Origin of the sequence: Kitasatospora sp. NPDC058184 (assembly GCF_042883725.1) — a bacterium.
Lineage (GTDB): Bacteria > Actinomycetota > Actinomycetes > Streptomycetales > Streptomycetaceae > Kitasatospora.
The window spans coordinates 504,606-530,644 of record NZ_JBHVVE010000001.1 but is presented as its reverse complement, the minus strand read 5'-3'; the positions used below and the strand labels follow the sequence as shown (position 1 = coordinate 530,644).

Genomic DNA, 26,039 nt, shown 5'->3' with positions numbered 1-26,039 from the left:
AGCGCTCCGGAGGGGGCCGTACGCGTGCCCGCCTACAGGAACGCCCCGTTCGGCAGGTACGGCGCCGGCGGCCGCATCCCGCGCACCCCGACGAAGCCGCCGGTCTCCGGCGTCAGCCCGACCTCCAGCCCGACGTCCAGCGCCCACTCCTGCTCGGCGGTCAGGTACTCCACCCGCGCCTCGGCCCCGTCCGGCACCCGGGCCAGCGCCTCGCGCAGCAGCCGGGCCCCGATCCGCTTGCTGGTGGCCGCCAGCAGCCGCACCGTGCCGCCGTCCCGGTAGCAGTAGCCGCTGCCGGCCAGCGCGTCCGCGACCAGCAGCTCCTCGAAGTGCCCGAGCATCAGCTCGTGGTCCGGCCCGTGCGCGGACCCGCGCAGCCGGCGGTCCACCGAGTCCAGCAGGTGCAGGTGGGTGGCGTTGCCGCGGTGCACCGGTATGTCGCCCGGATCGATCAGCCCCTGCCGGTCCACCGTCCCGGTCAGCCGCATCGCCGGGTGCAGGGTGAACCCGGCCAGCCGGTAGCGGCGGGCCGCCGCCGGGGAGCCGGAGGCGCAGACCATCCCGCGCAGGCAGCCCCGGGCGTGCGCCATCGCCCGTTCGAACAGCAGCCGCCCCACCCCCCGGCCCTGCGCGGACGGCCGGACGGCGAACAGCGAGGGCGTCCACAGGCCCTCGCGGCGCATCGACAGCACCACCCCGACCGCCTGCCCGCCGCTCTCCGCCAGCCAGCAGCCCCCGGGATCGGTGCGCGCCAGGTGCCTGGTCCGGGCCAGCTGCAGCGGCGTCGGCCGCGGTGGCCGCGCGGGGTCGTCGGACGGTGCGGCGAACGCGGCGAAGGACAGTTCCCGGACGACCTCCGCGTCCGCTGCGGTGTCCCTGACCTGGCGAAGGATCATGCCGACCATCCTGGCGTCCGACGGGCGGCCGTGGGGCCCGTTCACCCGGATCCGTGCCTCGGGCGGTGACCGGCCCTCCGGGGGTGTGCGAGCATGGGGAGCGTAGGGGACGCGGGTGGCACACCCGGCCTACGGACAACCAGCCGCGAACAGGCCGCAGAAATCGATCGCCGCCCGGGAAATGAAACCGGACGGCCGTTGGTTGGCACTGGCGGCAGACCGTCGTCAAGACCGGGAGAAAGCAGATGACCGTCCAGGACGAGACCACCGTCGAGAGTGGCATCCTCCTCACCGATGCCGCCGCGGCCAAGGTCAAGGCCCTGCTGGAGCAGGAAGGCCGCGAGGACCTCGCGCTGCGCGTCGCCGTCCAGCCCGGTGGCTGCTCCGGCCTGCGTTACCAGCTGTTCTTCGACGAGCGCTCGCTCGACGGTGACGTGATCAAGGACTTCGACGGCGTCAAGGTCGTCACCGACCGGATGAGCGCCCCGTACCTGGGCGGCGCCACCGTCGACTTCGTCGACACCATCGAGAAGCAGGGCTTCACCATCGACAACCCGAACGCCACCGGCTCCTGCGCCTGCGGCGACTCGTTCAGCTAAGCCCGCTGCGGAAGGCGGCCCCGGGGTGATCCCCGGGGCCGCCTTTCCGTTTCCGCCCGCGGGCGCCGCGGCGCCTACCGCCCGGCGACGTCCGGGGTGACCGGGTCCGGCCCCATGTGCGGGTCGCCCTCCAGCGGCAGCTCCTGACCGCTCGTCCTGTCGACCACCGTCCGCCCGGCCAGCGGCGAGCGCAGGTCGGCCGCGACCGACTGCCGCTTGGCCAGCGCGTTGCACACCTGCCCCGGCTGGACCGTGGGCGGGCCCGGCACGACCAGCACGTCCACCCGGCCCGGCTGCGACTCGTCCGCCTTCAGCGCGTACGTGGTGCAGACCCCGCCGAAGAAGTAGACGGTCAGCTTGGTGGTGCCGTCCACCCGGTAGGCGACCGGCGGACGGACGGGCGCGTCCGAACCGTTCGGGTTCGGCTCGCCCACCGCGATCCCGTTGCCCGGGGGAGTGGCCGGGGCCGGCTGCCCGGGCGGGGGCGAGGCCGGGCTGGGTGTGAAGCCGGTCGGCGGCTGGGCCGGCTGCGCGGCCCCGGAGGAACTCCCGGTCGGAGCCGCCGAGGACGGGCTCGCGGAGTCCGCCGGGGCCGGCGGCGAGGCACTGGCCGAGGCGGACGCGGCGGCCGAGCCGCTCGTCGCCGCGTCCGAGGCGGGCTTGCCACCGCCGCTGCCGCAGCCGGCCACCGTCACCGCCGCCGCCAGCACCAGACCCGTCAGGGCCACCGCTCGCCGACCGCGCCGGGGCATCGTCTCCAGATCCATCTGCACATCCTCCCGAGGGTTCAGCGGTGCCGCCTCCTCGCCGCTCCGCGCGGATGTGACGTGCTCCGGTCGGATCCGGTTCCACAGTGGTTCCGCGGCGGTTCCGCGCGCGGCTGATCCGGTCCGGCGCGGGCTCAGAAGCCGTACTCGGCCATCCCGGCGACCACCCGCTGGGCCCCGGAGGACACCCGGAACCCGGTCGAGGCGGGGGCGACGGGCTCCGGGCCGGCCGCGAGCTGCGGCCAGAACCGGCGCAGCCGCCGGGAGGAGTCCAGCAGGGCGTCGAGCGTCTCGCCGTCCTCGGTCCGCAGGACGGGCAGGGCACAGTGGTCGGTCATCATCCGGTATCGCTCCGATCCAGGGCCGCGGCCACGCTGCCGCGGTCGACGACGGGGCCCGCACGACGGGCCCCCCACGGCCGACCCTAGGCAGGGGCCCGGCCGCCCACCAGTGCTACCGGGAGGTAGTACACGGAGGAGGGCGACGGGTGCCACCATGGCCGTGGGGCGGCAACTTGCGGCACTCTTGCCGGGCGCTCCCCGGGGCCGGGTACCGTAGGCGGGTTCGTCCCCGCCTGCCCGCTGGCCCCGCAGCCACCCTGAGGAGACCCCCCGTGCGTATCGCCGTCGCCGGCTCGATCGCCACCGACCACCTGATGACGTTCCCCGGCCGGTTCGCCGACCAGCTCGTCGCCGAGCAGCTGCACACCGTGTCGCTGTCCTTCCTGGTCGACACCCTGGACATCCGCCGCGGCGGCGTCGCGCCGAACATCGCCTTCGGCATGGGTGTGCTCGGCCTGCGCCCGGTCCTGGTCGGCGCCGCCGGTGCGGACTTCGCCGAGTACCGCAGCTGGCTGGAGCGCAACAACGTGGACTGCGACTCCGTCCACATCTCCGAGACCCGGCACACCGCGCGCTTCATGTGCACCACGGACGAGGACCACAACCAGATCGCCTCGTTCTACACCGGTGCCATGGCCGAGGCCCGCAACATCGAGCTGAAGCCGATCGCCGACCGCGTCGGCGGCCTGGACCTCGTCCTGGTCGGCGCCGACGACCCGCAGGGCATGGTCCGCCACACCCAGGAGTGCCGCACCCGCGGCTACGCCTTCGCCGCCGACCCCTCCCAGCAGCTGGCCCGCCTGGAGGGCGAGGACATCCGCGAGATCGTGGACGGCGCCGCGTACCTCTTCACCAACGAGTACGAGGCCGCGCTGATCGAGACCAAGACCGGCTGGGGCGCCGAGGAGCTGCTCACCCGCGTCGGCACCCGGATCACCACCCTGGGCAGCAAGGGCGTCCGGATCGAGCGCAAGGGCGAGGCGCCGATCGTGGTCGGCTGCGCCAAGGAGGAGGCCAAGGTCGACCCGACCGGTGTCGGCGACGCCTTCCGCGCGGGCTTCCTGGCCGGCCTGTCCTGGGACCTCGACCTGGAGCGCTCCGCCCAGATCGGCTGCATGCTCGCCACCCTGGTGATCGAGACCGTCGGCACCCAGGAGTACGAGCTGCGCCCGGCCGCCTTCCTGAAGCGCTTCGAGGAGGCCTACGGCGCCGAGGCGGCCACCGAGATCAGCGCCCGCCTGGTCAAGTAGTCCGCCGGACGACGAGGTAGGCCGAGCCCCGGTCGCCGCCGTACTCGGCGGCCGGGGCCTCGCCCGCGTACTCCTGTCCGCGCATCCCGCACCAGGCCGGGATGTCCAGCCGGGCCGCCTCGTCGTCCGCCAGCACGACGACCGTGCCGCCCGGCGGCACCTCGCCGATCCGCTTCGCCAGCTCGATCACCGGCAGCGGGCAGCGCTTGCCCAGCGCGTCGATCACCGTGACCCGCCCGCTCGCCTCCGGGCGCTCTGACCCGGCGCCGACGCTCCTCGCTCCGGCACTCCCTCCTCCGTCGGTCGCTTGTCGCTCCTCGCTTTCGGCACCGGCGCGCCCTTCGGCTCGGGGCGCAGCCCCGATCGCGGTGGGCTTCGGCGCCGGCAGGTCCAGCCCGAGCGGCGCCCGGACGCCGGCCACCAGGTCCGGCAGCACCGTGAGGAAGCGCTCCACGTCCGCCTCGGCCGTCCCGTACGGCAGCGAGACCCGGACGTTCCCCTCGGTGAGCACCCCCATCGCCGCCAGCACATGGCTGGGCGTCAGCGTGGACGAGGTGCAGGAGGAGCCGGAGGAGACCGCGAAGCCCGCCCGGTCCAGCTCGGTCAGCAGCACCTCCCCGTCGACGTACAGACAGGAGAAGGTGACGATGTGCGGCAGCCGCCGCACCGGGTCGCCGACCACCTCGACCTCGGGCACCAGCCGCGGCACCCGGGTGCGGATCCGCTCCACCAGCGCGTGCAGCCGGGCGTTCTCCCGCTCGGCCTCGGCCCGTACGGCGCGCAGCGAGGCGGCCGCGGCCACGATCGCCGGGACGTTGACGTAGCCGGGCACCCGGCCGCCCTCGCGCTCGTCGGCCGGCAGCGGCGAGGCGTACCGGACGCCCTTGCGCACCGCCAGCACCCCGACCCCGGGCGGGCCGCCCCACTTGTGGGCGCTCGCGGTCAGCAGCGACCAGCCCGCCGGGACGTCCGCCCGACCGGCGCTCTGCGCCGCGTCCACCAGCAGCGGGACGCCGGCCCCGGCGCACAGCGCGGCGACCTCGCCGACCGGCTGCACCGTCCCGACCTCGTGGTTGGCGCTCTGCAGCGCGGCCAGCGCGGTGTCCGGTCGCAGCAGCGCGGCGAAGGCCGCCGGGTCGGCCCGGCCGCCCCGGTCGACCGGCGCCACCGACACCTCGCCCCCGGCGCTCTCGTGGCGGTCGGCGACGTGCAGCACGCTGGAGTGCTCCACCGCGGAGTGCACGAAGTGGCCGCCGCGCCGCCGGTTCCCGGCCAGCGCGCCCAGCAGGCCGAGCTGGACGGCCTGGGTGCCGCTCGCGGTGAAGGAGATCTCGTCCGCCCGGGTGCCCAGCACCGCGGCCACCGTCTCGCGGGCGGCGTCCAGCAGCATCCGGGCCTGCCGGCCGGAGCGGTACAGCCGGGCCGGATCGGCCCAGCCCTCGTCCAGGGCGGCGGTCAGCGCCTGCCGGGCGACGGGGTGCAGAGGGGCCGTCGAGGCCGCGTCGAAGTACACGGTCACATTTAACGACACACCCGGCCGCGTCCCCGGTCGGTCGCGCGGCTCACCCGCCGTCAGTCGATCATCCCGAATGTCCGCTTCGTCCGCGCCCGACGGGCCGTCACGGGTGTCGCCCGAGGTCATCCCCCGATCGGGCGTACGGACCTCGAATGCCTACGATGACCTGCGGCGCAGCCCCCACCGGGCCTGATCGGGCTAGCGGGCGGCGCGTTACCGGGGGCTGCCCGTCAGGAGCGCATAAGGCTGGAGTAGGGTTTGGCCCGCATAAGCATTCAAACCGTGCCCGTGGACGGGTCGCCGGGGAGGCTCACACTCCTCCCCGGGGCGACGCGAAGGCGGGCGAGACTTCGGGAAGGCGCTACGTGAGTCCCAACGGCTCCGACCGCTCGCCGCGGCGCACGATGCGGCGGAAGCTGCCTCAGGCGCTGGCACTGGGCCTCGTCATCGCGACCGCCACCGGCTGCTCGGCCAACGACCTCCCCAGGCTTGGCCTCCCGAGCCCCGTCACCAAGGAAGGGCCCATGGTCCTCCAGATGTGGCAGGGCTCCTGGATCGCGGCGCTGGTGGTCGGCGTACTGATGTGGGGTCTGATCATCTGGAGCGTGATCTTCCACCGGCGCAAGCGCACCGGTGTGGAGGTCCCCCCGCAGACCCGGTACAACGTGCCCATCGAGGCGCTCTACACCGCGGTCCCCATCATCATCGTCTCGGTCCTCTTCTACTTCGTCGCCCGCGACGAGTCGAAGCTGACGGCCACCTCCGAGAAGCCGCAGCACTACGTCAACGTGGTGGGCTTCCAGTGGAGCTGGGCGTTCAACTACGAGAACACCGAGACCCCCGACCCGGCCAACAAGGACGCCGCGTACGACGTCGGAACCCCCAAGGAGGTTCCGACGCTGTGGCTGCCGGTCAACGAGTCGGTGCAGTTCCGCCTCACCTCGCGTGACGTCATCCACGACTTCTGGCCCGTCAACTTCATGATGAAGATGGACGTCGTGCCGGGCGTGGTGAACAAGTTCGAGGTCACGCCGACCGTCAAGGGCGAGTACATGGGCAAGTGCGCCGAGCTCTGCGGCGTCGACCACTCGCGCATGCTGTTCAACGTCAAGGTCGTCGACCGCGCCGACTACGACAAGCACCTGGCCGAGCTTCGCGCCAAGGGCCAGAACGGCTGGGTGCCCTCCGGCCTCATCGGCATGGGAAGTGAAGAGAAGTGACCATCCTCAACGAGCCCGCCGCGGCCGGCGGGGGCGCCGATGCCGTCACGGTCGGGGCGCAGCGGACCCGGAAGCCGGGTTCCACCATCATCAAGTGGCTGACCACCACCGACCACAAGACGATCGGCACCCTGTACCTGGGCACGTCGTTCGCCTTCTTCCTGATCGGTGGCATCCTCGCCCTGGTCATGCGTGCCGAGCTGGCTCGTCCCGGGACCCAGATCCTGTCGAACGAGCAGTTCAACCAGGCGTTCACGATGCACGGCACGATCATGCTGCTGATGTTCGCGACGCCGCTCTTCGCCGGCTTCGCGAACTGGATCATGCCGCTCCAGATCGGCGCACCGGACGTGGCGTTCCCGCGTCTGAACATGTTCGCGTACTGGCTGTACCTCTTCGGCTCGACCATCGCGGTGGCCGGCTTCGTGACCCCGAACGGCGCCGCCGACTTCGGTTGGTTCGCCTACTCCCCGCTGTCCGACGCGGTGCACTCGCCCGGCGTCGGCGGCGACATGTGGATCATGGGTCTGGCCTTCTCCGGCTTCGGCACGATCCTCGGTGCGGTCAACTTCATCACCACGATCATCTGCATGCGCGCTCCGGGCATGACGATGTTCCGGATGTCGATCTTCGTCTGGAACGTCCTGCTGACCTCGGTGCTGGTCCTGCTGGCCTTCCCGGTGCTGGCCGCCGCGCTGTTCGCCCTGGAGGCGGACCGCAAGTTCGGTGCCCACGTCTTCGACCCGGCCAACGGCGGGGCGATGCTCTGGCAGCACCTGTTCTGGTTCTTCGGCCACCCCGAGGTGTACATCATCGCGCTGCCGTTCTTCGGCATCGTGTCGGAGATCATCCCGGTCTTCAGCCGCAAGCCGATGTTCGGCTACTCCGGCCTGATCGCGGCCACCATCGCGATCGCCGGTCTGTCCGTGACGGTGTGGGCGCACCACATGTACGTCACCGGACAGGTACTGCTGCCGTTCTTCTCGTTCATGACCTTCCTGATCGCGGTCCCGACCGGTGTGAAGTTCTTCAACTGGGTCGGCACCATGTGGAAGGGCTCGCTGAGCTTCGAGACCCCGATGCTCTGGACGGTCGGCTTCCTGGTCACCTTCCTCTTCGGTGGTCTGACCGGTGTCCTGCTGGCCTCCCCGCCGATCGACTTCCACGTCTCGGACTCGTACTTCGTCGTCGCCCACTTCCACTACGTGGTCTTCGGCACCGTCGTGTTCGCGATGTTCGCCGGCTTCCACTTCTGGTGGCCGAAGATGACCGGCAAGATGCTGGACGAGCGCCTCGGCAAGATCACCTTCTGGACGCTGTTCTTCGGCTTCCACACCACCTTCCTGGTGCAGCACTGGCTCGGCGCGGAGGGCATGCCCCGCCGCTACGCCGACTACCTGGCCTCGGACGGCTTCACCACCCTGAACACCGTCTCGACCATCGGCTCCTTCGTGCTCGGCCTGTCGATCCTGCCGTTCCTCTACAACGTCTGGAAGACCGCCAAGTACGGCGAGAAGGTCACCGTGGACGACCCGTGGGGCTTCGGCCGCTCGCTGGAGTGGGCGACCTCCTGCCCGCCGCCGCGGCACAACTTCCTCACCCTCCCGCGGATCCGCTCCGAATCCCCGGCCTTCGACCTCCACCACCCGGAGATCGCCGCGCTGGACTACCTGGAGAACCACGGTGAGCCGGCCAAGCACCTCGCCGGCGTGACCCCGGCGAAGTACGACGCCCCGAAGCTGGGCAAGGGCAACAAGGAGGGCGACGCCTGATGAAGGAACAGGGAAAGATCTTCCTGGGCCTGTCGGTCTTCGTGCTGGCCATGGCCATCACCTACGGCCTGTGGACCAACTCCGACACCAACGGCCCGGGTCTGGAGGCCGCCGGTACCACGGCGCTGTTCCTGGCCTTCGCGCTGTGCGCCTTCATCGGGTACTACCTCGCCTTCACCGCCCGCCGGGTGGACAGCGGCGCGGGTGACAACCCCGAGGCCGAGGTCGCGGACGACTCCGGCGAGCTGGGCTTCTTCGCCCCGCACAGCTGGCAGCCGCTCTCGCTGGCGCTCGGTGGCGCGCTCGCCTTCCTGGGCGTGATCTTCGGCTGGTGGCTGATGTTCTGGGCCGCCCCGATCATCATGATCGGCATCTTCGGATGGGTCTTCGAGTTCTACCGCGGCGAGAACCAGAACCAGTAGGGTTCGCGCTCGTGCACCAGGGCCGGTCCTCCCGTACGGGGGGACCGGCCCTGCCGCGTTCCCGGACGCCGCTGCGTCCCCGGGATGACGGCCTCACTCAGCTGGGTGAACCGGATGTCCCTCGGATGTCGCTTCACCGGGGGCGTTCCTACGATCTGATCAATCGTGCGAAACCTTCGGAGGCGGCCATGGCCGACAGGCGCGGAATCGCAGCTCTCGGCGGCATCTCGCTGGCCCTCGCCGTGCTGGCCCCGCTGGCCGGCTGCACGGCCCGGGACGAGGAGCCGGTCGGACCGCACCGGGTCGACGCGGCCCCGCTGGTCCACCTCTCGGCGGACGCCAAGGCCGACCCCTCCCAGCCGGTCACCGTGACGGCCGTCCAGGACAGCCGGCTCACCGACGTCACCGTGGTCGGCCCGGACGGCCGGGTCGTCGCCGGGAAGCTCGCCGAGGACCAGCGCAGCTGGCAGACCACCGGCCGGCTGAAGGCCGCCACCGCGTACACGGTGCGGATCTCCGCCGACGACGGCAAGGGCGGCCGCGGCGACACCACCGCGAGCTTCAGCACCCTCGCCGCCGAACGCCTGCTCACCGCCAAGCTCGGCCCGGACTCCTCCGGCAGCGGCGTCTACGGGGTGGGCCAGCCGCTCACCGTGGAGCTCTCCGAGGCGGTGAAGGACCCGCAGGCCCGCCAGGAGGTCGAGCGCGCCCTGACCGTCGGCTCCCAGCCCGCCGTCACCGGCGCCTGGTACTGGGTGGACGACAAGAACCTGCACTTCCGTCCGGAGGACTACTGGCCGGCCGGGACGACCGTCTCGCTGGCCTTCGACGGCACCGGCAGCCGGATCGCCGACGGCCTGTACGGCGGTGACCGCAGCTCGCTGAAGCTGCGGATCGGCGAGCGGGTGGAGTCGGTGATCGACGCGGCCGCCCACGAGCTCACCCTGAAGCGTGACGGCGAGGCGCTGCGGACCATCCCGGTCACCACCGGCAAGCCCGGCTTCGACACCCGCAACGGCGTCAAGGTGGTGCTCGGCCAGGAGCGGTCGGTCCGGATGAACGGCGAGACGATCGGGATAGCGCCGGGCAGCACGGAGTCCTACGACCTCGACGTGCTCTGGGCCACCCGGGTGACCTGGAGCGGCGAGTACGTCCACGCGGCGCCCTGGTCGGTCGGCTCGCAGGGCGTCGAGAACGTCAGCCACGGCTGTACCGGCATGAGTACCGGCAACGCCGAGTGGTTCTTCCAGCACACCCGGGTGGGGGACCTGGTGACGGTGGTGAACAGCCGCGGCGGCCGGATGGAGCCCTTCGGCAACGGCTTCGGGGACTGGAACATCGCCTGGACGGACTGGGTCAAGCACAGTGCCTCCGGACAGCCCGTCAGCACCACCGCACCGGCCTCCCAGGCCCCCGCCGCCGGGATGGTCCGCCCCGAGCTCTGAGACCCCCTGAGGCCCCCTCCGGGGGGCGCTCAGCCCTGCGGGTAGGCCAGCCGCAGGGCGGTGTCCACGGCGGCCAGGGCCTCCGCGCGAGAGACGCCCAGGCGGCTCGCCCGGGCGGCGTACTCGGCGGCGGCCTCGGCGGCCAGCCGGTGCGCGGCGTCCCCGGTGGCGGCGATCAGCGTGCCGCGCCGGCCGTGGGTCTCCACCACGCCGTCCGCCTCCAGCTCGCGGTAGGCCCGGGCGACGGTGCCGGCCGCCAGCCCCAGCTCCTCGGCCAGGGCGCGGACGGTGGGCAGCCGCAGCCCGGTCGGCAGCTCGCCGGAGCGGGCCCGGTCGGCGATCTGGGCGCGGATCTGCTCGTACGGGGGAGTGGCCGAGGCGGGGTCGACGGACAGCTGCACGGGGGCTCCAGGTGGCGCGGGCGGCGGGTACGGGAAAGCCCGAGGGCCGCCGACCAGAACTCTGGTCAGCGGCCCTCGGGGTGACGCGGTGGTGCCTACGGGATCAGTGGTGGCCGTGGCCGCTGGTGATCTCGTGGTGCTCCTCGGCGGTCGGCTTGGGGATCTGGCTGCCCTCGCCGTAGAAGCCGCGGGAGAGCTTGGCCCGGGTGCGGGTGACGACGCCGGCCTTGCGGGCCACGCCGTTCTCGTCCGTCTGGGCCGGCAGCTCGACCGGCTGGTTCTGGTCGTGCGCGGTGAGCTTGTACAGGTCCTTCTGCGGCAGCTGGGTGTGCACCTCGACGAACTCGCCGTGCGGCAGGCGCTTGATGACGCCCGACTCGCGGCCGTGCAGCACCTTCTCCTTGTCACGGCGCTGGAGGCCGAGGCACCAGCGCTTGGTGATGATGAAGACGACGACCGGGACGACGAAGAAGCCGACGCGGACGAAGTAGGTGACCGAGTTGATCGACAGGTGCAGGTGGGTGGCGAACAGGTCGTTGCCACCGGCCATCAGCAGGATCAGGTAGAGGCTGATCCAGGCGGCGCCCAGGGCGGTGCGGACCGGGGCGTTGCGCGGGCGGTCCAGGATGTGGTGCTCGCGCTTGTCACCGGTGATCCAGCCCTCGATGAACGGGTAGGCCGCGATCGAGACCAGGACCAGCGGGAAGATCGCCAGCGGGACCATGACACCCAGGTTGAGGGTGTGGCCGCCCCAGACGCTGATCTCCCAGCCGGGCATGATCCGGATCAGGCCCTCGGAGAAGCCCATGTACCAGTCGGGCTGGGCGTCCGTGGACACCTGGTCGGGACGGTACGGGCCGTACGCCCAGATCGGGTTGATCGTGGCGATCGCCGAGATGACGGCGATGAGGCCGAACACCAGGAAGAAGAAGCCACCGGCCTTGGCCATGTAGACCGGCATCAGCGGCATGCCGACGACGTTCTTCTCGGTCTTGCCCGGGCCCGCCCACTGGGTGTGCTTGTGGTAGAAGACCAGGATCAGGTGGGCCACCAGCAGGCCGAGCATGATGCCCGGGATCAGCAGCACGTGGATGGTGAAGAACCGCGGCACGATGTCGTGGCCGGGGAACTCGCCCCCGAACAGGAACATCTGGACGTAGGTGCCGATCAGCGGGACGGCGAGGATCGCGCCTTCCATGAAGCGGATACCGGTGCCCGACAGCAGGTCGTCCGGCAGGGAGTAGCCGAAGAAGCCGTCGAACATGCCCAGGATCAGCAGCAGGAAGCCGAAGACCCAGTTGATCTCACGCGGCTTGCGGAACGCGCCGGTGAAGAACACGCGCATCATGTGGACGAGCATCGCGGCCACGAAGACCAGGGCGGCCCAGTGGTGGATCTGCCGGATCAGCAGACCGCCGCGGACCTCGAAGCTGATGTCCACCGTGGAGGCGTAGGCCTCCGACATCGGGATGCCCTTGAGCGGCACGTACGAGCCGTCGTAGACGACCTCGGCCATCGAGGGCTTGAAGAACAGCGTCAGGTAGACACCGGTCAGGATGATGATGACGAACGTGTAGAGGCAGATCTCGCCCAGCATGAAGGACCAGTGGTCCGGGAAGATCTTCCTCAGGTTGGCCTTGGCGAGGGAGTAGATCCCCAGCCGGCCGTCAGTCCAGTCAGCCGCGGCTTCCCACTTGTTGGCGGGCTTTTCACGCGTGCTGGAGGGCTTGGCGGCACCGGTCGTGGTGCTGCTCGCGCTACTCATCGAGCACGCTCCCAGTAGCTCGGGCCGACGGGCTCCGCGAAGTCGCCGGTGGCGACCAGGTTGCCCTTCTCGTCAGTGATGATCTTCAGCTGCGGCAGCGGGTGGCCGGCCGGGCCGAAGATCACGCGGGCGCCGTCCGCCAGGTCGAAGGTCGACTGGTGGCAGGGGCAGAGCGCGTGGTGGGTCTGCTGCTCGTACAGGCTGATCGGGCAGCCGACGTGGGTGCAGATCTTGGAGTAGGCGAGGATGCCCTCGAAACCCAGCTCCTTGGACTTGTCGTCCTTGATGTCCTCGGGCGCGATGCGGACCAGCATCAGGGCGTCCTTGGCGATCCGCTGCTGGAAGTCCTCGCTGTGCGTGGACAGGCCCTCCGGCATAGCGAACGTGAGCGAGCCGACGATGATGTCCTCGGGCTTCATCGGCTGCATGGTGTTCATGTTGATGAGCTGCAGCGGCTTGGTCTCGGTCGCCTCCTTCCAACCGGTCTCCTTGAGCTTCTTCTCGGGAAGCGGGCCAAGGTCACGGAGCAGGACCACGCCGGAGAGCGGGACCAGCGCCATGGAGCCGATCAGGGTGTTGCGGATCATCTTGCGGCGGCCGAAGCCGGACTCGGCGGCACCGGTCTTGAACTGCTCGATGACGTCGTTGCGGACCTCGTCGGAGGCCTCGATCGGGTGACGCTCGGCGGGCAGCTCGACGTCCGACATCAGCGTGCGGGCCCAGTGGACCGCACCCGCGCCGATCATGAACAGCGCGACGCCCAGGGTCAGGCCGAGCGCGAAGTTCAGCGCGCTGACGTGACCGAGCGGGAAGATGTAGACGATCTTGTCCGGGTCGATGGCCACGTACGAGGCGATGAACCCGACGGTGGCGAGCATCGAGACCACGAACATCAGCGAGACCTGGCGCTCGGCACGCGACGCGGCCTTCTCGTCGATGTCGGTGCGACGGGGCTCGTGGGCCGGCAGGCCCGGGTCGGCGAACGGGCTGCCGTGGTCGGCCACCTCGCCGGCGGAGCCGTGCGGCTCCGGGAGCTTCTCTTCTGACATGTCGTGGCTCATGACTTCTTGGCCTTGGTGGTGTGGGCGGCGACCCAGATCGCGACCGCGATGAGCGTGCCGAGGCCGAAGATCCAGCCGAACAGACCCTCGGTCACCGGACCGAGGCTGCCCAGGGTGAGACCGCCGGGGTTGGGCTCATCGTTGGTGGTGTGGCGGACGAAGGCCACGATCTGCTTCTTCTGCTCCTCGGGCATGGTGGTGTCCGGGAACGACGGCATGTTCTGCGGGCCGGTCTGCATGGCCTCGTAGATGTGCTTGGCGTCCACGCCCTCCAGCGAGGGGGCGTACTTGCCCTTGGTCAGGGCACCACCCTGGCCGGCGAAGTTGTGGCACTGGGCGCAGTTGGTGCGGAACAGCTCGCCACCCTTGGAGACGTCCTCGGGGTTGGTCGAGGTGAACTGCTCCTCCGTCGGGGTCACCGGGCCGGGACCGAGGGAGGCGACGAAGGCGGCGAGCTGGTCGATCTCCGCCTGCGAGTAGATGTTCTTCTTGCGCGGGACCTGGGCGCCGGGCTGCTGGGCCGGCATGCGGCCGGTGCCGACCTGGAAGTCGACAGCGGCGGAGCCGACGCCGACCAGGCTCGGACCGTCACTGCTGCCCTGGCCGTTCAGGCCGTGGCAGGAGGAGCAGCCCACGGCGAAGAGCTTCTTGCCCTCATCGATCGCGAGCGACTGCGCGGCGACGTCGGCCTGCGCCTTGTCGGCGGGCGCGAACGCGGCGTACAGCCCCCCGGTTGCCGCCAGGGCGAGAAGTAGGACGACCAGCGCCGCCAATGGGTGGCGCCGTCGTGCGGAGAGCTTTTTCACGGAATAACCCCGGTGTCAGGATCTGGTCGACTGGTGGGTGCACCCGGCGGCCGGTCTGGCCGGCACGAGGCTGCCTGTCTAGGGCTGCGCGCGCGGTCGGTCGGTGGGAGCGTCGGCACCGGCAGAAGCGGCCCGTCGCCGGTGAGGGCGGGGGCCGCAGCCGGTGGCCAGCGACCTGATCAGCTGGTTACTTGATCAGGTAGATGGTCGCGAACAGGCCGATCCACACGACGTCGACGAAGTGCCAGTAGTACGACACGACGATCGCGGCGGTGGCCTGCTCGTGCGTGAAGCGCTTGGCTGCGTACGTCCGTCCCAGGACCAGCAGGAAGGCGATCAGACCACCCGTCACGTGCAGCCCGTGGAAGCCGGTGGTCAGGTAGAACACCGTGCCGTACGGGTCGGAGGACAGCGACAGGCCGTCCTTCTTGACCAGCTCGGTGTACTCGAAGACCTGGCCGCCGATGAAGACCGCGCCCATGGCGAACGTGAGGATGAACCACGCCCGGAGCTTCTTCACGTCTCCGCGCTCGGCGGCGAACACGCCGAGCTGACAGGTCAGCGAGGAGAGCACCAGGATCGTGGTGTTGACCGAGGAGAAGGGCACGTTGAGGGCGTGGGCCTTCTCGGTCCAGAACTCCGGCCCCTTGACGGAGCGGAGCGTGAAGTACATCGCGAAGAGGGCCGCGAAGAACATCAACTCGGAACTGAGCCAGACGATCGTTCCGACGCTGACCATGTTCGGCCGGTTGACCGATCCGTGCGCGTGCCCGGTTTCTACTGCTGTTGCTGTCGCCACGACGGACATTATGTCGGTCCCTTATTCCGTCTTCACGTCGGGGGGTGTCCCTCGGAGTGTCCGGTGCGTGCGGTATGCCCGCTTGGGGGGCGACGGGGTGTCCGTACGGGGGGTGAGCAGCGGCGTGTCCCTTTTCTGATGGTTCCTCGGAGGAGCCTGGACCCCGTTGCCCGGCGCGCCGGTGCACGGTCGGAGTAGCCGAGGGAGGTAGGGGGGAAGGCGCCCGGGTGAGCCGTACGGGTGGACCGGGCGGGGTCGGGTGACGGGCCGTCCTCCAGGCGGGTGAGTCCGGGGCGCGGCGGCTTGAGGAGGAACGTGCGCGAGGGGGACTCGGCGGGGGGTGATCGGGAGTAGCATCCGGATCAGGCGAACGTGGTCCGGATCACACTTGAGGGAGCAGGGCCCATGGCGTACACGACCGATGAGACGCTCACCGTCCTCGTCTACAGCGACGACCGCAACACCCGCGAGCAGGTGCTGACGGCGCTCGGCCGCCGCCCTGCCGAGGACCTTCCGGAACTGTCCTACCTGGAGTGCGCGACCACCCCCGCGGTGCTCAAGGCACTGGAGAAGGGGGGAGTGGACCTCTGCGTGCTGGACGGCGAGGCCGTTCCGGCCGGCGGGCTGGGCCTCGGGCGCCAGCTCAAGGACGAGATCTACGGCTGCCCGCCGGTCCTGGTGCTGATCGGCCGGCCGCAGGACTCCTGGCTGGCCGCCTGGAGCCGGGCCGACGCCGCGATCTCCCGTCCGGTGGAGCCGGTGGCGCTGGCCGGGGCGGTCGCCGCCCTGCTGCGGGACCGGCTGGCGAAGCGGACTCCGGCCGTCCGCTGAAATCCGCGCCAGGAGTAGGAAAGACAGGGGTAGAAGCGGGCGCTCCGCTCGATAGGCTGGCTCCATCCGTACGGACGTCCCCGGAGCGGGGAACCGACAACAGCTGGAGTCAGCCATGGTGAACGTGAACCCTGCGAACGGCGGTAGCGACCCCGCGCAGGTGGTCCGCACCTGGCCGGACCTCCTGGCGGCACTGTTGCAGGGGGAGGACCTCGACCGCTCGTCCACCGCGTGGGCGATGGACCGGATCATGAGCGGCGAGGCGTCCCCCGTCCAGGTGGCCGGGTTCATGATCGCGCTGCGGGCCAAGGGCGAGTCGGTCGAGGAGATCGCCGGCCTGGTCGACGCGATGTACGCGCACGCCGAGCCGCTGGAGATCCCCGGCCCGGCGGTGGACATCGTCGGCACCGGCGGGGACCGGGCGAAGACCGTCAACATCTCCACCATGTCGGCGATCGTCGCGGCGGCCGCCGGCGCCAAGGTGGTCAAGCACGGCAACCGGTCGGCCTCCTCGACCAGCGGCTCCTCGGACGTGCTGGAGAAGCTCGGGGTGGCGCTGGACCTCTCCCCCCGGCGAGTCGCCGAGGTGGCCGAGGAGGTCGGGCTGACCTTCTGCTTCGCGGCGAAGTTCCACCCCTCGATGCGGCACGCCGCCACCGCGCGGCGCGACCTCGGGGTGCCGACCGCCTTCAACATCCTCGGCCCGCTGACCAACCCGGCCAAGGTCACCGCGCACGCCATCGGCTGCTTCGACACCCGGCTGTCCGGGCTGATCGCCGGGGTGCTGGCCCGGCGGGGCGCCACGGCGCTGGTCTTCCGCGGCGACGACGGGCTGGACGAGCTGACCATCACCACGACCTCGCAGGTCTGGCTGGTGCGCGACGGGGTCGTCACGGAGTCCACCTTCGACCCGCGGGACGTGGGCATCGAGCTGGTCGGCATCGAGGCGCTGCGCGGGGCGGACGCCTCGTACAACGCCGAGGTCGCGCGGCGGCTGCTGGCCGGCGAGCACGGGCCGGTGCGGGACGCCGTCCTGCTGAACACGGCGGCGGCGCTGGTCGCGCTGGAGCTGGGCGACGCGCCGCTCACCGAGCAGCTGGCGGCCGGCATGGAGCGGGCCGCGAAGGCGATCGACTCCGGTGCCGCGCAGGACCTGCTGCGGCGCTGGTCGGAGGCCACCAGCCGGGCCTGAGGCGGCAGTTGGGGAGCCCGTGCCGGTACGCCGACGCGGGCTCCCGTGCTGTCCGGATGCTGGATGCCCGTTTGACCACCCGGTGGACCAGGCCTAGAGTCTTCGCCAGGTCATGAGTGACAGCGCCAAGCCCCAGCTGGCTGTCCGGCAACCCTCCGTCCGTGGCGGGGTGCCCTGGGTGAGGACCGGGTCGTCACGGCAAGCCGTCCGTGCGACAAGCGCGGACGCCCGACGACTAGCACTCCCGGGGTCCCTTGCCCCAGAAGGAGTGCATCCCCATGTCTCTGGCCACCGAAATCCGCACCCCGCTCGCCGTCCTCGGCGCCGACGTCCAGGTCCCGCTCGCCAGCGGTGAGAAGGTCGGCTACGCGGCGCTCGACTACGCGGCGAGCTCGCCGGCGCTCCAGCGGGTGTGGGACGACGTCGCCGCCTACGCGCCGTACTACGGCAGCGTCCACCGCGGGGCCGGGTACCTCTCCCAGCTGTCCACCGACCTGTTCGAGCAGAGCCGCCGCACCGTCGGCGAGTTCCTCGACCTGCGCGAGGGCGACCAGGTGGTCTTCACCCGGGCCACCACCGACTCGCTCAACCTGCTGGCCTCCGCCGTCCCGGCCGGCACCCGGGTGTTCGCCTTCGAGACCGAGCACCACGCCTCGCTGCTGCCCTGGGCGCACGCCGGACTGGACGTCACCTACCTGCGGGCGCCGCGCTCGCGGGCCGAGGCGGTGGCCGCGCTGGACGCCGCGCTCGCCGAGACGCCCGAGGGCCCCAGGCTGCTCTGCGTCACCGGCGCCTCCAACGTGACCGGCGAGCTGTGGCCGGTCGCCGAGCTGACCGCGACCGCGCACCGGCACGGCGCCCGGGTGGTGCTGGACGCCGCCCAGCTGGCGCCGCACCACCGGGTCTCGGTGCGCGAGCTGGACGTCGACTGGATCGCCTTCTCCGGCCACAAGATCTACGCGCCGTTCGGCGCCGGGGTGCTGGCCGGCCGGGCGGACTGGCTGGACGCGGCCGAGCCGTACCTGGCCGGCGGCGGGGCGACCCGGACGGTGGCCCGGGAGGCCGACGGCTCGGTGGCCGTGCAGTGGCACACCGGCCCGGCCCGGCACGAGGCCGGCTCGCCGAACGTCATCGGCGCCTACGCGATCGCCTCGGCCTGCCGGGCGCTGACCGAGGCCGGCTTCGACGGGCTGGAGGCCCGCGAGCAGCAGCTGATCGCCCGGCTGACGGCCGGGCTGGCCGAGATCCCGCAGGTCAAGGTGCTGAACCTGTTCGGCGAGGGCTCCGCCCGGGTGGGCGTGCTGTCCTTCGTCGTCCGGGACTGGAACAGCTCGCACTTCTCCGCCGCGCTGTCCGCCGAGTACGGCATCGGGGTGCGCGACGGCCTGTTCTGCGCCCACCCGCTGGTGCGCACGCTGCTGGGCGACGAGGACGAGGCACCGTCCGAGTGTGGTGCGCCCGAGCCGTCGCTGCCGGGCGAGCGCAGCCTGAACGCGATCCGGGTGAGCTTCGGCGCCGGGACGCCGGACGAGCACGTCGACCGCTTCCTGACCGCCGTCCGGGAGCTGGTCACGGAGGGCGCGGCGTGGAACTACCGCAACGAGGGCGGGCGCTGCGTCGCCACCGTGCAGGTCGAGCGGGGTCGGCGCGCCGAGGGCTGACCGCTACTCGTCCAGGCCGAGGGCGAAAGCGGCCTCCAGGTCGTGCTGGGAGTAGGTGCGGAAGGCGATCTGGGTCTCGGTGTGGGCCACGCCCGGGACCTTGTTGAGCCGGCCCGGGATGACCTCGGCCAGGTCGTCGTGCCGGCGCACCCGCACCATCGCCACCAGGTTGTAGCCCCCCGTCACCGAGTAGACCTCGCTCACGCCGTCGATGGCGGCGATGGATTCGGCGATCTCCGGGATGCGGTCGACACTGGTCTTGATCAGGACGATGGCGGTGATCACAGTTCGGGCTCCTTTGTGGGGTGCCGCCAGCGTATCGGGCGTCAGCCCGGTCGTCGCGGGGGGTGGCGGACCACGGTGCAGGCGTAGAGGAACCCGGCCGAGAAGCCGATCACGTGGACCAGGTACGCCACCCCGGGGCCGGCCGCGTGCACCGACCACCACTGCAGGACGAACCAGAGGCCGAGCACCAGCCAGGCCGGGAAGCGCAGCGGCAGGAAGAACAGCAGCGGGACGAGGGTGGTCACCCGGGCCCGGGGGTGGAGGCGCAGGTAGGCGCCGAGGGCGGCGGCGATCGCCCCGGAGGCCCCGATGAGCACCCGGGTGGAGTTCGGCGAGTGCGCCTCGGCGAGCGCGAAGCCGTACGTGGTCAGGCTGCCGGCGGCCAGGTAGAAGACGGCGTACCGGGCCCGGCCCAGCCGGCGTTCGACGGTGGGGCCGAAGACCTGGAGGAAGAGCAGGTTCCCGAGCAGGTGCAGCCAGCCGGCGTGCAGGAAGAGCCCGGTGAGGACGGACAGCGCCGGGCGCTTGCCCGGGGTCGGGGCGGCCGGGCAGCCGGGGACCGGGTCGGGGGCCTCGGCGAGCTGTCCGGCGGTCAGCGGCCGTCCGGCCAGCACCTCGGCCGGGACGGCGCCCCAGCGCTGCTCGTACCGCTGCTCCGCGCAGACCCGGGCCTGGCCCGTGCCGTACAGCGGGTTGAGCCCCGCGGCCGGGCCGAGCAGGAAGACCAGGGTGTTGAGGGCGATCAGGGCGTAGCTGACCACGGGGGCGGTCGCCGCCGGGCGGCCGCCCCGGGCGGCGGTGTGGTCGGGGACCGCGAGCGCCATGCGGCCAAGCATCCCTCCGGGCGCCGCAGGTGACACGGCGGTTTACGGCAGGTGGACTAGCCCGGGTGTTCAGGCAACCGGTGGTCGCGACGGTTGCCCCAGGCAATAGGCTTGGGGCGGGCATTCCCGCCTCCCGCCGCCGACGCCGGGGCTCCGGGGGGAGCGCCTGCCCCACCCAGGGACCACCCGAGAGGACCCCCGATGACCGTCCCCGCTCTGACCGCCGAGACGCGCTGGCGCTGCACCCTGTGCGGCAACCTCACCCGCTTCGACGTGACCCGCACCGCGCGGGTGACCGAGTTCCTGCACTTCGACCTGGCCGGCGAGTCCAAGGTCGAGGAGACCGAGGTGCTGAGCGAGACCGTCGAGTCGGTGCGCTGCCGCTGGTGCAACGCGGTGGACCAGGTCGAGCTGGTGGCCCGTCCGGGCGCCGAGGAGACGCAGGCCCCCGCCGACCAGGGCTGATCCCCGCCGCGGCGGCGGGGTGGGTGCGCGGCGCACCCGCCCGCGCCGCACGGGACAATACAGAACAGGACGCACGGAGCGTGCCGACGGGGGGCGGCCGCGGCCGTGCCCCGCTGGACCAGGATCGGAGCCGAGGACGTGGTGGACGCAGCGAAGGAGCCCGGCGCAGCCCAGGGGCTTCAGCCCGCTGCGGCCGAGGCCCCGGCCGAGGCTGCCGGGACGGCGGACGGCGCCTCCGGGTCCGCGGCGGAGCGCGCCGTCGAGAAGCTCGACCGGCCGCTGCCCGAGGGCGTGCGCCGTCGGGTGGTCGGCCTGGCCTCGGACGCGCTCGGCGGGGTGCCGCCGGCCGAGCTCCCGCAGAGCCTGCGTCAGTACGTCAAGTTCACCCCGGCGCGGCGGGCCAAGTACGCGGCCACCGCGCTGGCGGCGGCGCTGGAGGCGGAGCCGGCCTTCCGGGTGCGGATAGCGGAGCGGCTGCGTCTCGGGCAGCCGGACCTGGTGAAGGCGCTGGAGTCGGGCACCGTCCCGAGCGCGGCCGATCCGATGGACGTCGCGGCCGCCGCCTACCTGGTGCGTTCGACGGGCTGGAGCCGGCTGGTGGCCGAGGCCGGCGAGGAGGCCGAGCGGGCCGGTGCCGAGGACGCGGCCGCGGAGGCGGTCCGGCTGGTGGAGAAGCTGCAGGCCGAGCTGGCCGAGGTGCGGGCCTCCGCGCGGGCGGACGCGGACCGGCAGCGGGCCGAGTCCGACGGCGTCCGCAGGGAGGCCGAGTCGCTGCGCAAGAGGGTGCGGTCGCTGGAGAGCGACACCCGCCGGGCGCAGGCCGAGACCCGCCGGGTGGCCGGCGAGCTGGACGCGCTGAAGGCGCAGGCCGCGGCCGAGCGCGGCGCGGCCGAGAGCGAGGCGCGCCGGCTCCGGCACCGGGTCCTGGAGCTGGAGAACGCGGCCGAGCAGGGCCGCCGTTCGGCCCGTGAGGGGCGCAGCGTGGAGGACATGCGGCTGCGGCTGCTGCTGGACACCGTGCTGCAGTCGGCCCAGGGGCTCCAGCGGGAGCTGGCGCTGCCGGTCGCCCAGATCCGCCCGGCGGACCTGGTGGAGGCGGTGGTGCCGGGGGCGGCCTCGCCGCACGACGTGGCCCGGCGCGGGCTGGCCGAGGACGATCCGGCGCTGCTGGACCAGCTGCTGGCGATCCCCCAGGTGCACCTGGTGGTGGACGGCTACAACGTGACCAAGACCGGCTATCCGACGCTGCCGCTGGAGCAGCAGCGGATCCGGCTGCTGGGCGGGCTGGCGATGCTGGCCCAGCGGACCCAGGCGGAGGTCACCTGCGTGTTCGACGGGCAGGACCTGGACGTCCCGGTGATCATGGCGCCACCGCGCGGGGTCCGGGTGCGGTTCAGCCGGACCGGGGAGACGGCCGACGAGCTGATCCGCCGTCTGGTGCGGGCCGAGCCGCAGGGCCGTCCGGTGGTGGTGGTGTCCACCGACCGGGAGGTCGCGGAGGGCGTGCGGAAGGCGGGCGCGCGCCCCGTGGCGTCGGTGCTGCTGCTGAACCGGCTGGCCCGGCCCTGAACCCGGGGAGGTTCGCATGATGCCTGGTCAGGGCCTGTTTCGGAGCATTGTGCGAGTCCGGTGAAGTCAGTGTGGGGACCGGAGTTCACGCCTTCGGGGGAGTGGCAAAACGGATAGATCTTCACTAGGGTCTGGCGTCAAACCTATTTTCCGGAATCTCATCCCATCAGGTGAGCCCGTTGGAAGAAGGAGCCGGTCCCTTGGCCTCCCACCGCCGTCCCAAGCAGCCGAGCCGCGCACGGATCTCCGTGCTCACCGCGGCCGCTGCGACCGCGGTCGCCCTCTCCGCCCAGGTGGCCGCGCACGCCGCGCCGCAGCCGAACAAGACGGACGTCAAGGCGCAGATCGACCAGCTCCAGGAGGAGCAGGAGCAGGCGGCCGAGAAGTACAACGGCGCCAAGGAGCGGGCCGACCAGCTGCGCAAGCAGGCCGACCAGCTGCAGGACCAGGTGGCCCGCGGCCAGGAGCAGATGACCCAGCTCCAGGGCGGCCTCGCCGAGGTGGCGGGCGAGCAGTACCGCAGCGGCGGCATCGACCCGTCCGTCCAGCTGATGCTCTCCTCGGACCCGTCCGGCTACCTGGACAAGGCCTCCACCGTCCAGCAGGCCAGCACCAGTCAGGCCGAGGCGCTCAAGGGGCTGCTGGACCAGCAGCGCCGGCTGGACCAGGAGAAGACCGAGGCGGCCGCCGTGCTCGCCTCGCTGGACACCACCACCAAGGACCTGAACCAGGCCAAGTCGGACGTCAACACCAAGCTGAAGGCCGCCCAGGACCTGCTGAACTCGCTGAGCTCCGCCGACCGCGCCGCGCTGCGGGCCCAGCAGGCGCAGGACGACCGCGCCTCGCGCGGCAGCGACCGGGTCGACCTCGGCAGCCTGCCGCCGGCCAGCGGCTACGCGGCCACGGCGCTGGCCAAGGCGATGAGCAAGCAGGGCTCGCCGTACGTGTGGGGCGCCACCGGGTCGACCACCTTCGACTGCTCGGGCCTGATGGTCTGGGCGTACGGGCAGGCGGGCGTCTCGCTGCCGCGCACCTCGCAGGAGCAGGGCCACTACGGCACCCGGATCCCCTCGCTGGACCAGGCCCAGCCGGGCGACCTGGTGATCTACGGCCCCGACATGCACCACGTCGGGATGTACATCGGCAACGGCATGGTGGTCCACGCGCCGCACACCGGTGACGTGGTGAAGGTGATGAAGGCCGACGCGATGTCGATCAACACCATCCGCCGGGTCTGACGGACCGACATGCCCGAGGGGCTCCCGCGGGGGCCTGTGAAAAGCGCCACCCCCGTTCGGGGTGGCGTTTCGGGTTTCCGGCCCTTCGACGACCACATGGTGAGAACCGATCAGCCTTGTGTGCGTCAATGGTCACCATCGGTCATTTTCACAAAGGAACTTGGGTAATCTTCTGTCTTTTTTCTGACAAGGATTTGAACCGATCACGGTTCAGTTACTAGGGTCATGCTCCGAACCACCGCACTGTCGATCGCCCAGCCAGGGTGGCGGCGGTGGTTACCGTCGAGTTCGCAAGGCAGCGGGACAGGTCGAAGCGACTGTCCGACAGGGGAGCCCAGTGGTAGGGGGCGCTGCGGAGCGGAGCCGGGGAACCACGTTCCTCCGGGGTGAATCGGCGCCAGGTCGGCCGGTGGAACGGCCGTGAGGCGTCGTAGGGCATGCTTCCGGCCCGAACCCGTCAGCTCACCCGGTAGGCGGCCGTAGGAAGAAGGAGTCCGCCTTCGTGGCGTCCCATCGTCGTCCCAAGCCCGCCGGCCGCGCCCGGGTCTCGATCCTGACCGGCGTCGCCGCCGCAGCCGTCGTCCTCTCCGCGCAGGGTGCCCACGCGGACCCGCAGCCGACCAAGGAACAGGTCAAGGGGCAGGTCGACCAGCTCAACGAGCAGGCCGAGGTCGCGACCGAGAACTACAACGCCGCCCAGGCCAAGCAGCAGGACCTGGAGAAGCAGGTCTCCGGCCTGCAGGACCAGGTGGCCCGTCAGCAGGCCCAGGTCACCGAGCTCCAGGGCGGCCTCGCCGAGATCGCCGGCGAGCAGTACCGCAACGGGGGGATATCCCCCACCGTCCAGCTGATGTTCTCCTCCAGCCCGGACAGCTTCCTCAGCCAGGCCGACGCGCTGAACCAGGCCGGCAGCACCCAGAAGGGTCAGCTGAAGGAGCTCCAGGAGCAGCAGCGCAAGCTCGACCAGGACCGCAACGAGGCCCAGGGCAAGCTCGCCGAGCTGGAGTCGACCACCCAGCAGCTGAAGGCCTCCAAGGACGAGGTCCAGGGCAAGCTGAAGGCGGCCCAGGACCTGCTCAACACGCTGACCGAGCAGGACCGCCAGGCGCTGCGCCAGGCCGAGGAGAAGGCCGCCGCCGAGGCCAAGGCCAAGGCCGACGCCGCCCAGGCCCAGCAGCAGCAGGCCGACCGCGCCTCCCGCGACAACAGCCGCGGCAGCCTCTCGGCCCCCACGACCACCGCTCCGGTGAACGTGGCCCCCGGCAGCTCGCGCGGTGCCGCCGCGCTGTCCGCCGCCGCCTCCAAGATCGGCAGCCCGTACGTCTGGGGCGCCACCGGCCCGGGCTCCTTCGACTGCTCCGGTCTGATGGTCTGGGCGTACAACCAGGCCGGCGTGTCGCTGCCGCGCACCTCGCAGGCGCAGGCCTCGGCCGGCACCCGGCTCGGGACGGACCTCTCCAAGGCCCAGCCCGGCGACCTGCTGATCTTCTACACCGACGCCCACCACGTCGGCATCTACGCCGGCAACGGCCAGGTGCTGCACGCGCCCAAGCCGGGCGCGTCGGTGCGCTACGAGGCGGTCACCAACATGCCGCTGACCGGCATCGTGCGGGTCTGATCCCCGCTCGGACGTCTCCAGGCCCGGTCTCCCCCAGGGGAGGCCGGGCCTGCGGCTTTTCCGGCGGCTCGATCTGATGTCCGATTAGGGAGTGAATATTCGGGTTGGGAGGGGTTTGGACTCGCTTGCCCGGACTCGCTAACGTCTGCCACCGGACTCCCGCTCGACGGCCGCCCGTCCCGGTGCGGCGGCGGGGGCCGCGCCGCAGGATTGGAGCCGCTGCCGCCATGCCCGTGCACCGCCGTTCCCAACTGCTCGCCCGGGCGCTGGTGCTGACCGCGGCCGCCGCCACCGCGTTGGGCGCGGCCACCGGAGGCAGCGCCCAGGCGGCCCCCGCCAGCCCCGACCCGGGCGACCGTCAGGACGTCAAGACGCAGGTCGAGCAGCTGTACGACGAGGCCGAGCAGGCGTCCGAGAGGTTCAACGCCGCGCAGGAGGCCCAGCGGCGGCTCCAGGGCGAGACCACGATCCTCCAGGGCGAGATCGCCCTCGCCCAGGACCAGCTCAACGGGCTGCGCGGCGACCTGGCGATGGTGGCCGGGGCCGAGTACCGCGGCGGCGGGATGACCCAGACCGCCCAGCTCATCCTCTCGCCCGACCCGGAGGGCTACCTGGCCCGCGCCCGCACCCAGGGCCAGGCCGCCGTGCGCCAGCAGGAGACCCTGCACGAGCTGATCACCCGCCAGCGCCGGCTCGACCAGCGCCGCACCGAGGCGGCCGACAAGCTCGCCGAGCTGGACCGGACCCGGCGTTCGCTCGCCGACAGCAAGCAGCAGGTCCAGCAGCGGCTGGCCGGCGCGCAGAAGCTGCTGAACGGCCTGGGCACCGTCGAGCGGGCCCGGCTGGCGGTCCAGGACGCCCGGGACGCCGAGCAGCGCGCCACCCGGGGCACCGACCGGCTGGACCTCGGCACCGCCCCGCCCGCCTCCGAGCGCGGGGCGGCCGCGCTGGCCGCCGCGGTGCGGATGATCGGCTCCCCGTACGTCTACGGGGCCACCGGCCCGCACGCGTTCGACTGCTCCGGTCTGATGTACTACAGCTGGCGGCAGGCCGGAGTGACCCTGCCGCGCACCTCGCAGGCCCAGGCGTACGCCGGGCAGCGGATCAGCCTGTCCGAAGCGCGACCGGGAGACCTGGTGATCTTCTACCGGGACATGCACCACGTCGGCATGTATGCCGGCGGCGGCGTGATCGTGCACGCCCCCCGCCCGGGCGCCAGGGTCCGCTACGAGAGCGTCACCGCCATGCCGGTCTCCGGGGTGGTCCGGCTCTGAGCGCCCCGCCGTCCGGCCCCGC

Annotated in this window: 25 protein-coding genes and 2 riboswitches; of the genes, 14 read left to right on the top strand and 11 right to left on the bottom strand. The window is 71.8% G+C overall.

The window, feature by feature from the left end; translation table 11 throughout:
• Window positions 1-32 precede the first annotated feature (32 nt).
• The gene (locus ACFVXH_RS02425; RefSeq protein WP_074001184.1) at window positions 33-896 is read right to left on the bottom strand and encodes a GNAT family N-acetyltransferase; all 864 of its coding nucleotides are present in this window, start codon (window positions 894-896) and stop codon (window positions 33-35) included.
• 245 nt (window positions 897-1,141) lie between these two features.
• On the opposite strand from ACFVXH_RS02425, the gene erpA reads away from it, so the two are divergent.
• On the top strand, window positions 1,142-1,495 hold the full coding sequence (gene erpA, locus ACFVXH_RS02420; protein WP_049651846.1) for an iron-sulfur cluster insertion protein ErpA: 354 nt from the start codon (window positions 1,142-1,144) through the stop codon (window positions 1,493-1,495).
• A 74-nt stretch (window positions 1,496-1,569) separates the two neighbouring features.
• Here the strand turns inward: erpA and ACFVXH_RS02415 are convergent, their stop codons facing one another.
• Both ACFVXH_RS02415 and ACFVXH_RS02410 read right to left on the bottom strand, forming a co-directional pair.
• On the bottom strand, window positions 1,570-2,262 hold the full coding sequence (locus tag ACFVXH_RS02415) for a hypothetical protein (protein ID WP_387819682.1): 693 nt from the start codon (window positions 2,260-2,262) through the stop codon (window positions 1,570-1,572).
• A gap of 134 nt (window positions 2,263-2,396) precedes the next feature.
• Entirely contained in the window at window positions 2,397-2,603 is a 207-nt protein-coding gene (locus ACFVXH_RS02410) for a hypothetical protein (protein ID WP_049651844.1), read from the bottom strand.
• A gap of 272 nt (window positions 2,604-2,875) precedes the next feature.
• Between ACFVXH_RS02410 and ACFVXH_RS02405 the strand changes: the two genes are divergently transcribed.
• Window positions 2,876-3,853 carry a carbohydrate kinase family protein gene (locus ACFVXH_RS02405; RefSeq protein ID WP_049651843.1) on the top strand — a complete coding sequence of 326 codons (978 nt, stop codon included), beginning with the start codon at window positions 2,876-2,878 and terminating at the stop codon, window positions 3,851-3,853.
• On the opposite strand, the gene ACFVXH_RS02400 is transcribed toward ACFVXH_RS02405, so the two are convergent.
• Window positions 3,846-5,366: a cysteine desulfurase/sulfurtransferase TusA family protein gene (locus ACFVXH_RS02400; protein WP_387819680.1), complete on the bottom strand. Its 1,521-nt coding sequence runs from the start codon at window positions 5,364-5,366 to the stop codon at window positions 3,846-3,848. The two genes, ACFVXH_RS02405 and ACFVXH_RS02400, sit on opposite strands and share 8 nt — an antisense overlap.
• A 368-nt stretch (window positions 5,367-5,734) precedes the next feature.
• On the opposite strand from ACFVXH_RS02400, the gene coxB reads away from it, so the two are divergent.
• The 4 genes from coxB to ACFVXH_RS02380 all read left to right on the top strand — a co-directional run bounded on the left by coxB (window position 5,735) and on the right by ACFVXH_RS02380 (window position 10,228).
• A complete protein-coding gene (coxB, locus tag ACFVXH_RS02395; RefSeq protein WP_049651842.1) occupies window positions 5,735-6,589 on the top strand; it encodes a cytochrome c oxidase subunit II in 855 nt (284 codons plus the stop codon).
• On the top strand, window positions 6,586-8,361 hold the full coding sequence (ctaD, locus tag ACFVXH_RS02390) for a cytochrome c oxidase subunit I (RefSeq protein WP_074000888.1): 1,776 nt from the start codon (window positions 6,586-6,588) through the stop codon (window positions 8,359-8,361). The genes coxB and ctaD overlap by 4 nt, the downstream gene beginning before the upstream one ends.
• A complete protein-coding gene (locus ACFVXH_RS02385; RefSeq protein WP_049651840.1) occupies window positions 8,361-8,783 on the top strand; it encodes a cytochrome c oxidase subunit 4 in 423 nt (140 codons plus the stop codon). Before ctaD ends, ACFVXH_RS02385 begins: the two co-directional genes overlap by 1 nt.
• 188 nt (window positions 8,784-8,971) lie before the next feature.
• Window positions 8,972-10,228: an Ig-like domain-containing protein gene (locus tag ACFVXH_RS02380; protein ID WP_074000889.1), complete on the top strand. Its 1,257-nt coding sequence runs from the start codon at window positions 8,972-8,974 to the stop codon at window positions 10,226-10,228.
• Between the two features lie 29 nt (window positions 10,229-10,257).
• Here the strand turns inward: ACFVXH_RS02380 and ACFVXH_RS02375 are convergent, their stop codons facing one another.
• From ACFVXH_RS02375 to ACFVXH_RS02355, 5 genes are all read right to left on the bottom strand, one after another.
• Window positions 10,258-10,629, bottom strand: coding sequence for a GntR family transcriptional regulator (locus tag ACFVXH_RS02375; protein WP_074000890.1), 372 nt, complete (start codon window positions 10,627-10,629; stop codon window positions 10,258-10,260).
• Between the two features lie 103 nt (window positions 10,630-10,732).
• The gene (locus ACFVXH_RS02370; protein WP_074000891.1) at window positions 10,733-12,394 is read right to left on the bottom strand and encodes a ubiquinol-cytochrome c reductase cytochrome b subunit; all 1,662 of its coding nucleotides are present in this window, start codon (window positions 12,392-12,394) and stop codon (window positions 10,733-10,735) included.
• The gene (locus ACFVXH_RS02365; protein ID WP_049651837.1) at window positions 12,391-13,443 is read right to left on the bottom strand and encodes a ubiquinol-cytochrome c reductase iron-sulfur subunit; all 1,053 of its coding nucleotides are present in this window, start codon (window positions 13,441-13,443) and stop codon (window positions 12,391-12,393) included. Before ACFVXH_RS02365 ends, ACFVXH_RS02370 begins: the two co-directional genes overlap by 4 nt.
• 8 nt (window positions 13,444-13,451) lie before the next feature.
• Window positions 13,452-14,261, bottom strand: a complete 810-nt coding sequence (locus ACFVXH_RS02360; protein WP_049651836.1) for a c-type cytochrome — start codon at window positions 14,259-14,261, stop codon at window positions 13,452-13,454.
• Window positions 14,262-14,448: 187 nt separating this feature from the next.
• The gene (locus tag ACFVXH_RS02355; protein WP_049651835.1) at window positions 14,449-15,069 is read right to left on the bottom strand and encodes a heme-copper oxidase subunit III; all 621 of its coding nucleotides are present in this window, start codon (window positions 15,067-15,069) and stop codon (window positions 14,449-14,451) included.
• A gap of 396 nt (window positions 15,070-15,465) precedes the next feature.
• On the opposite strand from ACFVXH_RS02355, the gene ACFVXH_RS02350 reads away from it, so the two are divergent.
• The 3 genes from ACFVXH_RS02350 (at window position 15,466) to ACFVXH_RS02340 (ending at window position 18,744) form a co-directional block, all read left to right on the top strand.
• Complete coding sequence (locus ACFVXH_RS02350) at window positions 15,466-15,891, top strand: hypothetical protein (protein ID WP_387819675.1); 426 nt, start codon at window positions 15,466-15,468, stop codon at window positions 15,889-15,891.
• A gap of 115 nt (window positions 15,892-16,006) precedes the next feature.
• A complete protein-coding gene (gene trpD, locus ACFVXH_RS02345) occupies window positions 16,007-17,083 on the top strand; it encodes an anthranilate phosphoribosyltransferase (protein WP_107086441.1) in 1,077 nt (358 codons plus the stop codon).
• 108 nt (window positions 17,084-17,191) lie between these two features.
• Window positions 17,192-17,310: riboswitch (SAM riboswitch) on the top strand.
• Window positions 17,311-17,361: 51 nt separating this feature from the next.
• On the top strand, window positions 17,362-18,744 hold the full coding sequence (locus tag ACFVXH_RS02340; protein ID WP_387819673.1) for an aminotransferase class V-fold PLP-dependent enzyme: 1,383 nt from the start codon (window positions 17,362-17,364) through the stop codon (window positions 18,742-18,744).
• Between the two features lie 3 nt (window positions 18,745-18,747).
• On the opposite strand, the gene ACFVXH_RS02335 is transcribed toward ACFVXH_RS02340, so the two are convergent.
• Window positions 18,748-19,029, bottom strand: coding sequence for an Lrp/AsnC family transcriptional regulator (locus ACFVXH_RS02335; RefSeq protein WP_049651832.1), 282 nt, complete (start codon window positions 19,027-19,029; stop codon window positions 18,748-18,750).
• A gap of 41 nt (window positions 19,030-19,070) precedes the next feature.
• Window positions 19,071-19,853, bottom strand: a complete 783-nt coding sequence (locus tag ACFVXH_RS02330) for a rhomboid family intramembrane serine protease (protein ID WP_074000892.1) — start codon at window positions 19,851-19,853, stop codon at window positions 19,071-19,073.
• Between the two features lie 201 nt (window positions 19,854-20,054).
• Here ACFVXH_RS02330 and ACFVXH_RS02325 point away from each other — a divergent pair, with 201 nt between their 5' ends.
• The 5 genes from ACFVXH_RS02325 to ACFVXH_RS02305 all read left to right on the top strand — a co-directional run bounded on the left by ACFVXH_RS02325 (window position 20,055) and on the right by ACFVXH_RS02305 (window position 26,017).
• A complete protein-coding gene (locus tag ACFVXH_RS02325) occupies window positions 20,055-20,318 on the top strand; it encodes a hypothetical protein (RefSeq protein ID WP_049651830.1) in 264 nt (87 codons plus the stop codon).
• Between the two features lie 138 nt (window positions 20,319-20,456).
• Window positions 20,457-21,887, top strand: a complete 1,431-nt coding sequence (locus tag ACFVXH_RS02320) for an NYN domain-containing protein (protein WP_375874017.1) — start codon at window positions 20,457-20,459, stop codon at window positions 21,885-21,887.
• A 200-nt stretch (window positions 21,888-22,087) separates the two neighbouring features.
• Entirely contained in the window at window positions 22,088-23,125 is a 1,038-nt protein-coding gene (locus ACFVXH_RS02315) for a C40 family peptidase (RefSeq protein WP_049651829.1), read from the top strand.
• Window positions 23,126-23,463: 338 nt separating this feature from the next.
• Window positions 23,464-23,617, top strand: a riboswitch (cyclic di-AMP (ydaO/yuaA leader).
• Window positions 23,618-23,627: 10 nt separating this feature from the next.
• Complete coding sequence (locus ACFVXH_RS02310; RefSeq protein WP_049651828.1) at window positions 23,628-24,743, top strand: NlpC/P60 family protein; 1,116 nt, start codon at window positions 23,628-23,630, stop codon at window positions 24,741-24,743.
• Between the two features lie 227 nt (window positions 24,744-24,970).
• Complete coding sequence (locus ACFVXH_RS02305; RefSeq protein WP_387819671.1) at window positions 24,971-26,017, top strand: NlpC/P60 family protein; 1,047 nt, start codon at window positions 24,971-24,973, stop codon at window positions 26,015-26,017.
• Window positions 26,018-26,039 lie beyond the last annotated feature (22 nt).